3 protein-coding genes are annotated in these 4,839 nt (G+C 45.3%); 1 reads left to right on the top strand and 2 read right to left on the bottom strand.

Annotation, left to right across the window (positions count from 1 at the left end; translation table 11 throughout):
* Positions 1–55 precede the first annotated feature (55 nt).
* Positions 56–661 carry a DUF2235 domain-containing protein gene (locus QUA90_RS29970; RefSeq protein WP_333448749.1) on the bottom strand — a complete coding sequence of 202 codons (606 nt, stop codon included), beginning with the start codon at positions 659–661 and terminating at the stop codon, positions 56–58.
* A gap of 1,100 nt (positions 662–1,761) precedes the next feature.
* Here QUA90_RS29970 and QUA90_RS29965 point away from each other — a divergent pair.
* Positions 1,762–3,462 carry an ABC-F family ATP-binding cassette domain-containing protein gene (locus tag QUA90_RS29965; RefSeq protein WP_333448748.1) on the top strand — a complete coding sequence of 567 codons (1,701 nt, stop codon included), beginning with the start codon at positions 1,762–1,764 and terminating at the stop codon, positions 3,460–3,462.
* A gap of 79 nt (positions 3,463–3,541) precedes the next feature.
* On the opposite strand, the gene QUA90_RS29960 is transcribed toward QUA90_RS29965, so the two are convergent.
* Positions 3,542–4,459: a fructosamine kinase family protein gene (locus tag QUA90_RS29960; protein ID WP_333448747.1), complete on the bottom strand. Its 918-nt coding sequence runs from the start codon at positions 4,457–4,459 to the stop codon at positions 3,542–3,544.
* Positions 4,460–4,839 lie beyond the last annotated feature (380 nt).

Raw genomic sequence — 4,839 nt, 5'->3', positions numbered from 1 at the left:
CGATCGAATAAGCTTTCATTTTTTCTGCTGATGTACTGAATGTAGTGTACCACATTTACATGGAATTTGCTGTATATCTCTGATTAAACTTTTTGTTTAAGAAGAGGGGATCAAGGGAATTCGGAATCCCTAATGAACCTACTGTATCCCAACAGCATAAAGCTTTAATCGGGACTTCTCTAGCGTATTGCTTGCGAAACTTCACTGCGTTTTTACCGCTAGGTGCATTATCGGGGTCTTCTTTTTCACGGTAAACCTCATAAGCTTGAGAGATATGCCGGATGAAGTTCCGATGCAATAAACCGCAGTTATATATTAATCCTGCCAAACACCGTACCGTGTAAGCACCGCGGCTGAAACCAAATAAATAAATTTCATCATCTGGTTCATAATTTATGCTAATAAATCGGTAAGCATCCTGAATTTTATGATCGATACCTAACCCAAGAGCGCCTCCCCCGAATTGCGTCAGGAAATCAGTGAGAGACTTTCCCGTATTAATTTGTTTGGTGCCAAGACCTTCATCGTAATAAATAATCTGATGGATACCTCGGTCATCAACTGGCTTAATGGCTTGAAGTATTTTGACCACATTAGTAGGATAGTTTTGGTCTAGATCCTGCCAAGTTCCATCACTACAAATAATAAGACGACGTTTCATATTTACTACCTCCTTTAAGAGCCAGCAAGCAGATTTTAGTGCGATATATTACACCCAGATTTTTGTCAAGATTCGTACAAATGTGTAGTCCAGAAGCGAAAGCTGTGTTGCGGGATTTATTTATCAATAAATAGCCGCACAAATCTCTCAATGAATAGCAATGTGTCCCGCTCTCAATACTAGGAATCCGATTGCGATTTAAGTTGTTTTTTACTCCTCTGTTCCGAGGATAAATTAAGATGAATAAATCCACAAGAACTAATTTAATTATGCATCGGTTTAAAGGATTAGAATTGGTATTGCTCCAATATTTTATATTTTTTAACAAAGCAGCACCTCCGCTTAATCTAACTTAATAAATTGACTAACTATCCGGAGTTTACGGTGTCATAATTACGCTCTTCTATTTGAACGGATGAGCGAATACCTGAGGCGCTAACCTGGTAAAAGTAAGCGTTGCAGGCACGGTATTTTAGACCTTAAGCTTTATTAAAATAAAAAAGCTGTACAAATACAATTAAATAGATATGGTTATAACTATCAGGCGGGCTGGATGCAGGGGATAGGGGAAACATCAAACTCATGTAAAGCCCACAGCCACCACGATCGACTTCACTATCACCGACCAACTCCAAAAAGCTGCGAGCACTTGGGTGCAAGCGAGTAAATCCGCTTGTTGAGTTGGTTCTTATATTAGGCCTCTTGCAAAAAAAATATGTGTTATCCTTAAAGGTTTAGTCGAATTTAGGTGATAGGTGGAATGACTCGGCTAATGAGCAGTGCGTTGAGCTAGGATTGCACCCAGCCATAGAGAAGGGGTAAAACCTTTGACTATAGCATAAAATTATTTTGCAAGAGGTCTATTGTAGCGCGATCGCAGAAGCTATTTGCTCTAACAAAGTGCGCGGGGAGTTAGTTTGAGATATATCTCTAGCCAAGAATCTGCGATTTTTCAGAGAAACCCCGTTTCTTCGCGTAACTCCTACCAAATCAAAATCTGGCAATACGCTAAATATAATTAAAATTTGTTAAGATTAACTCGACCTCAGCGCCGGCATCCCATCCGCCGCTAAACCAGCCCTTCCCCAGTCCCCACAACAATGCTGCGACTCGAACACATCAGTAAAATTTACCCCACAGGCGTCGTACTCAAAGATGTCACCTGGGAAGTCAAGCCAGGCGATCGCATCGGCTTAGTAGGCGTTAACGGTGCCGGCAAATCCACCCAACTCAAAATCATCGCCGGCGAAATCGAACCGACCGCAGGCGAAATCATTCGCCCCGCCAGCCTCCACATCGCCTACCTATCCCAAGAATTTGAAGTAGATCCGACTCGCACCGTCAGAGAAGAATTTTGGCGCGCCTTCAGCGAAGCCAACGAAGTCCACGAATCCCTGATGCAAGTGCATCGAGACTTGGAAGCCTCCACCCCAGAAAATCTCGACGAACTGATCCACAAAATGGATCGGCTGCAACGGCAATTTGAAGGCTTAAACGGCTACGGTTTAGAAGCCCAAATCGAGAAAATTCTGCCCGAAATCGGATTTGAACCCGAAGACGGCGATCGATTAGTCAGCGCCTTCAGCGGCGGCTGGCAAATGCGGATGAGTTTGGGCAAAATTCTCCTGCAAAAACCCGACATCCTGCTGCTAGACGAACCTACCAACCACCTCGACTTAGAAACCATCGAATGGCTGGAAGTATACCTCAAAGGGCTGACAACCCCGATGGTAATCGTATCCCATGACCGGGAATTTCTTGATCGGCTCTGCACGCAAATCGTCGAAACCGAACGCGGTGTTTCCAGCACCTACCTCGGCAACTACTCCTCCTACCTGCTGCAAAAAGCAGAAGCCAGAGAAGCCCAACTCAGCGCCTACGAAAGCCAGCAAAAAGAACTCGAAAAACAGCAAGCATTCGTTGAAAAATTCCGCGCCAGCGCCACTCGCAGCACCCAAGCCAAAAGCCGCGAGAAACAGTTAGACAAAATCGAACGCATCGAAGCCCCCACCGGCGGATTAAAAACTTTGCATTTCCGCTTTCCCCCCGCACCCCGCAGCGGTCGCGAAGTAGCAATAATTGAAGATTTGGTGCACACCTACGGCGAAAAAATCCTATTTTTGGGAGCCGACTTATTAATTGAAAGGGGTGATCGCATAGCCTTTCTCGGCCCCAACGGCGCGGGCAAATCAACCCTGCTGCGGATGATTATGGGTTTGGAAAAGCCGACTGAAGGTACTGTCAAATTGGGAGGTCACAACGTCATCCCCGGTTACTTTGAACAGAATCAGGCAGAAGCCTTAGATTTGAATAAAAGTGTGATGCAAACGATTCACGACGAAGTTCCAGACTGGAAAAATGAAGAAGTTCGGACTTTGTTGGGCCGTTTCTTATTTACTGGCGAAACAGTATTCAAACAGGTTGGCGCTTTAAGCGGCGGCGAAAAAGCCCGCCTAGCTTTGGCAAAAATGCTGTTGACTCCCGTGAATTTGCTGATTTTGGACGAACCGACAAATCACCTCGACATTCCGGCGAAAGAGATGATGGAAGAAGCGATTCAGAATTATGACGGTACAGTAATTATCGTTTCGCACGATCGCTATTTCATCTCCCAAGTCGCCAACAAAATAGTCGAAATCCGGGATGGAGAATTTCGCCCTTATTTGGGAGATTACCACTACTATCTGGATAAAATAGCCGAAGAAAAAGAGCTAGCAAGAATCGCCAAACTTGAAGCAGAAAAAGCGGCTAAAAAAGCCGAAAAAGAAGCGAAGAAAAAAGCAACAGCTAAGCAAAAATAAAGCGGCAACGGTCGCAGATAAACCTTACATCTGCGTTTATCTGCGTTCATCGGCGGTTAGAAATAAAAAATCACTATTTCTAACCCAAGACTCTATTAATCATCTGATTCGCCTGCGACTCATAACTCCCACCAAACAAATTAAAATGATTCAAAATGTGATATAGATTATATAAAGTTTTGCGCTGCTCGTAGCCTCCATCCAACGGCAAAACCTGATTGTATCCTCGATAAAACTGCGGCGCAAACCCGCCAAATAACTCCGTCATCGCGATATCAACTTCTCTATCTCCCAAATAAGTTGCTGGGTCAAAAATGACCGGTTCCCCCGCAGATGTCACCCCCGCATTTCCCCCCCACAAATCCCCGTGAACGAGCGAGGGTTGAGGTTCATAACCAGCTAACAATTCAGGAATCATCTCTAATAAACGTTCCCCTTGCGGAAAATGACCGCCCCGACGCCTAGCCAATTTTAACTGATAACCAATCCGATGTTCTGCCCAAAATTCTGCCCAATTGGCCGTCCAATTATTAATTTGTATAGTTGAGCCGATCGTATTATTAATATCCCACCCAAAAACTCCCCTCAATAAGCCCGAATTCGGCTCTTCTCCCCCCCTTAGCAAGGGGGGGCTGGGGGGGGTGTATTTGTGCATTTCGGCGAGTTTTCGCCCCATTTCTTCCCAAGCTCGATCGCCCCCGCGTCCTGCCAAATCCAACCACTCCAACACAATATAAGCTGAATTCCCCTCACTTCCCCAGCAAATCGGCTCAGGTACTCGAATCGTCTGGGTTTCCCCCATTTGCTGCAAACCCAGCGCTTCAGCTTCAAACATCGCGACTTGGGAAGCTTGATTGATTTTGGCGAAGTAAGTGCGGGAACTGCTGCTGATAGAATAGCCTTGATTGATGGAGCCACCGCTGACTGAACGGCGATTGTCAATCGAAAATGTTTCTCCGGTTGTTTCACAGATGTGCGCGGCAATTTTCTCCCACATAGCATGAAATCGTGTTGAGGGTTGAGGGCGATCGGAATTAGTTTAACAGGTATGGCAACTTAATCAGCAAAAACAACAAAGCCCCTATCTGAAGCTCAGAAAGAGGCTTTGTATTGTCAAATAGAATTCTCGGCACCGAGATATTTTCGTTCAGCAGTGACGGGTCAAATATGTTAGCGAGCTGGGCGTTTAGCAAGCGAATTGGGGATGGAATCGCTGTGGTGGCAGTGCGTCTTTCGACAGCCCGAAAAGTTGTCAGGGAGAAAAACGCTGAAGACTGCAGAGAATTAAGTCATCATCATCACCATGTAGAAACAGAGGTCAAGCCCTCGGTCTATTAGTACGCCTCAGCTTCATCCCTCTCAGGACTTCCACTTAAC

This window comes from Microcoleus sp. D3_18_C4, from assembly GCF_036702355.1.
In the GTDB taxonomy this organism is placed as follows: domain Bacteria; phylum Cyanobacteriota; class Cyanobacteriia; order Cyanobacteriales; family Microcoleaceae; genus Microcoleus.
This window is presented reverse-complemented; position numbering and strand designations above follow the sequence as displayed.